The sequence below is a fragment of the Bradyrhizobium sp. P2_E8 genome, from assembly GCF_056403875.1.
Genome location: NZ_JBFUES010000788.1, coordinates 1 through 3,593 on the forward strand (window position 1 = coordinate 1; position 3,593 = coordinate 3,593).

The following is a 3,593-nucleotide window of genomic DNA, read 5'->3' on the forward strand; positions in this document are numbered from 1 at the left end:
GCCGAAATGATAGTTCACCGCCGCGAGGTTGACATTGGCCTCCGCGACGATGTCGCGCAGCGTCACGTCGCCGAAGCCGCGATCGGCGTAAAGCCGTTCGGCGGCGGCGAGAATGGCAGACCTCGTATGATCGCTGGCCATGGCTCTTTATCCCGTCATTCCGGGGCGCGACATCGTCGCGAACCCGGAAACTCGCGCCGCAACTTCCGGATTCCGGGTTCGACGCTTCGCCTCGCCCCGGAATGACGAGGAGGGCGCGAAGTGCCGAGGGAGTTGCAATTCAAACAGTTGTATGAAACTATCGTTTGAAGGCCGGGAAAAGTCAATCCGCAATCGGGACTCGTTCGCAACTGCGATCAGGCCTGAGGCTTCGCAGGGCGCGCGCATTCACGCTTGCGGGCCGTGCGCGGCGGGAGGACAGTCCGGCACAAAACCGGTTCGAAGAGAGAAAACGAGGAGCGTCCCATGGATTTCGATCTGTCCCCCAAGCAGAAGGAATGGCTCGACCGCGTGCGGTCCTTCATGGCCAAGCACGTGCGTCCGGCGGTGCCGGTCTATGACGAGCAGGATCGCACCGGCGAGCGCTGGAAGGTGATCCCGATCCTGGAGGACCTCAAGAAGAAGGCGAAGGCCGAAGGCCTCTGGAACATGTTCATGCCGCCGTCCGAGCATGAGGACGATGAATTCCGCGGAGCGGGATTGACCAATCTCGAATACGCGCTGCTGTCGGAAGAGATGGGCCGCATCACCTGGGCCTCCGAAGTGTTCAACTGTTCCGCGCCCGACACCGGCAACATGGAAGTGTTCATCCGCTACGCCACCAGGGAGCAGAAGCGCAAATGGCTGCGGCCGCTGATGGACGGCGAGATCCGCTCGGCGTTCCTGATGACGGAACCGGCAGTGGCCTCGTCCGACGCCACCAACATCGAGACCCGCATCGAGAAGGACGGCGATCACTACGTCATCAACGGCCGCAAATGGTGGTCGTCCGGCGTCGGCGATCCCCGCTGCAAGATCGCGATCCTGATGGGCAAGACCGATCCGAAGGCCGCCAAGCACCAGCAGCAGTCGCAGATCCTGGTTCCGCTCGACACACCAGGCATCAAGGTCGAGAAGATGCTCCCCGTCTTCGGCTTCGACGACGCACCGCACGGCCATGCCCAGGTGCTGCTCGACAACGTGCGGGTGCCGAAGGAGAACATCCTGCTCGGCGAAGGCCGCGGCTTCGAGATCGCGCAGGGCCGCCTCGGTCCCGGCCGTATCCACCATTGCATGCGCACCATCGGCAAGGCCGAGGAGGCGCTGGAGAAGATGGTGAAGCGGCTCTCTTCGCGCACCGCGTTCGGCAAGAAGATCATCGAGCATTCGGTGTGGGAACAGCGCATCGGCGAGGCGCGCACCGACATCGAGATGAACCGTTTGCTGTGCCTCAAGGCCGCCGACATGATGGACAAGGTCGGCAACAAGGCGGCGCAGCTCGAGATCGCCATGATCAAGGTCGCAGGCCCCAACATGGCGCTGAAGATCATCGATCAGGCGATCCAGGCCTTTGGCGGCGCCGGTGTCTCCGACGAGGCCGGGCTTGCCAAGGACTACGCCCACATCCGCACGCTCCGTCTCGCCGACGGTCCGGACGAGGTGCATAACCGCGCCATTGCCAGACTTGAAGTTCGGAAGTATGCAAACTCCGCCAGTCATTAAGAGGGCGTGCCGGTTGGCGCTCCCGATTTGAAGAAACGACAGGGCATGATTGGGTGACCGCTTGACGCAAGTGCGTCAGCGGTTACCGATTAGGATCATGCTCGACCTGAAATGGTCAGGACTGAAGAGGGAGCGTCATCGTGGCCGACGGCGTCAGGAAAGACGAGGAGTTCTCGGGCACCAAGCCGGTCGAGGAGCGGCATCGTTTCGACGAGCTGCGCCTCGAGGCGTGGATGCGCGACAACGTCGAAGGCTATGAGGGACCGCTGGTCGTCCTCCAGTTCAAGGGCGGCCAGTCCAACCCGACCTATCGGCTGAACACGCCGAAGCGTTCCTACGTGATGCGCAGAAAACCGTTCGGCAAATTGCTGCCCTCGGCGCACGCGGTCGATCGCGAATACCGCGTCATCGCAGCCCTTGGAAAACAGGGTTTTCCGGTCGCGCGCGCCTACGCGCTTTGCCAGGACGACAGCATCATCGGCGCCGCCTTCTACATCATGTCGATGGRGGACGGCCGGGTGTTCTGGGATCCGACGCTGCCGAGCCAGACGCCGGAAGATCGCCGCAAGATCTTCACCAGCAAGATCGAGACGCTGGCAAAACTCCACATGTTCGATCCCGTCGCGATCGGCCTCGGTGAGTTCGGCAAGCCCGGAAACTATTTCGCGCGCCAGATCGACCGCTGGACCAAGCAGTATCGGGCCTCCGAAACCCAGCACATTCCGGAGTTTGAGAAGGTCGCCGAATGGCTGCCCAAGACGGTGCCGGAACAGGCGCGCGTCTCGATCGTGCACGGTGACTACCGGCTCGACAACATGATTTTCCACGCGACGGAACCGCGCGTGCAGGCCGTGCTCGACTGGGAACTGTCGACGCTCGGCGATCCCATGGCCGACTTCACCTATCTGCTGATGCAGTGGATCATGCCGGGCCTGCAGGGCGCCGACCTCAAGGCGCTCAACATTCCGAGCGTGGAAGAGGCCGCGCAGATCTATTGCAACGTCACCAAGATGACGGTGCCTGATCTCAACTGGTACTTCGCCTACAACCTGTTCCGCCTCGCCGGCATCACGCAGGGAATCGCCGGCCGCGTCCGCGACGGCACCGCCGCCAACGCCAAGGCGCTCGAATCCGCCAAGCGCACCGTGCCGCTGTCGCAGGCGTCGTGGGAATACGCGCAGAAGGCGGGGGCGGTGTAGGAGTTATGAAGGCGCGGCTGATGGCCGTGCCTTTTTGCTCGTGTGGTTCGTGGATGCTCCGGCAGGCTCCGTCATTGCGAGCGAAGCGAAGCAATCCAGAGTCTTTCTGCGGCGGCAGTCTGGATTGCTTCGTCGCAAGAGCTCCTCGCAATGACGGGGATGGAGCTCGGAGTCCTCGCTAGTGGTTCGCGCAAGGTCCGTAGGGCGGATTAGCTTCGTAGCCCGGGTGAGCGACTTGTCCGCCGTAGCTCGAAGAGCGAAGGCGGAAGCGATACCCGGGACAGCGGTCCCCGCCTGTCGCTGCGCTCATGCGGGCTACGACATCGCGACCTTTGACATCCCGCGCCCCGCTCCTATCTCCGCAGGGCACGGAGACTGATCATGATCCAGCAACTGCGCATCTACGAGATCTTCGAGAAGAACAAGGCCGCGTTCCACGCCCGGTTTCGCGATCACGCAGCCCGCATCATGCGAACCAGATATGGCTTCCGGATCGTGGCGATGTGGGAGGCGCGACACGGCGACCGCACCGAGTTCGCCTATCTCCTGGAGTGGCCCGACGAGGCCGCCAGGATTTCGGCGTGGGCGGCGTTCATGGCGGACGCCGAATGGGCCGAGATCAAGCGGATCACTCACGCCGAGCATGGGCTCATGGTCGGTCAGATCGAGGATCGCCCGCTCGTGCCGGTGGAC

At 62.9% G+C, this 3,593-nt stretch carries 4 protein-coding genes; 3 read left to right on the top strand and 1 reads right to left on the bottom strand.

Annotation, left to right across the window (positions count from 1 at the left end):
• Positions 1-141, bottom strand: a 141-nt coding sequence (locus AC1D00_RS31805) for a helix-turn-helix domain-containing protein (RefSeq protein ID WP_477013393.1), incomplete at its 3' end; no start/stop codon positions are given.
• Between the two features lie 324 nt (positions 142-465).
• Here AC1D00_RS31805 and AC1D00_RS31810 point away from each other — a divergent pair.
• From AC1D00_RS31810 to AC1D00_RS31820, 3 genes are all read left to right on the top strand, one after another.
• Complete coding sequence (locus tag AC1D00_RS31810; RefSeq protein WP_135178059.1) at positions 466-1,701, top strand: acyl-CoA dehydrogenase family protein; 1,236 nt, start codon at positions 466-468, stop codon at positions 1,699-1,701.
• 140 nt (positions 1,702-1,841) lie between these two features.
• Positions 1,842-2,900: a phosphotransferase family protein gene (locus tag AC1D00_RS31815; protein WP_477013391.1), complete on the top strand. Its 1,059-nt coding sequence runs from the start codon at positions 1,842-1,844 to the stop codon at positions 2,898-2,900.
• 381 nt (positions 2,901-3,281) lie between these two features.
• Positions 3,282-3,593, top strand: a 312-nt coding sequence (locus AC1D00_RS31820; RefSeq protein WP_477013392.1) for an NIPSNAP family protein, incomplete at its 3' end; no start/stop codon positions are given.

Bases quoted from the DNA above. Each gene is read 5' to 3' on its own strand.
- AC1D00_RS31810 (WP_135178059.1), top strand. From the start codon at position 466: ATGGATTTCGATCTGTCCCCCAAGCAGAAGGAATGGCTCGACCGCGTG.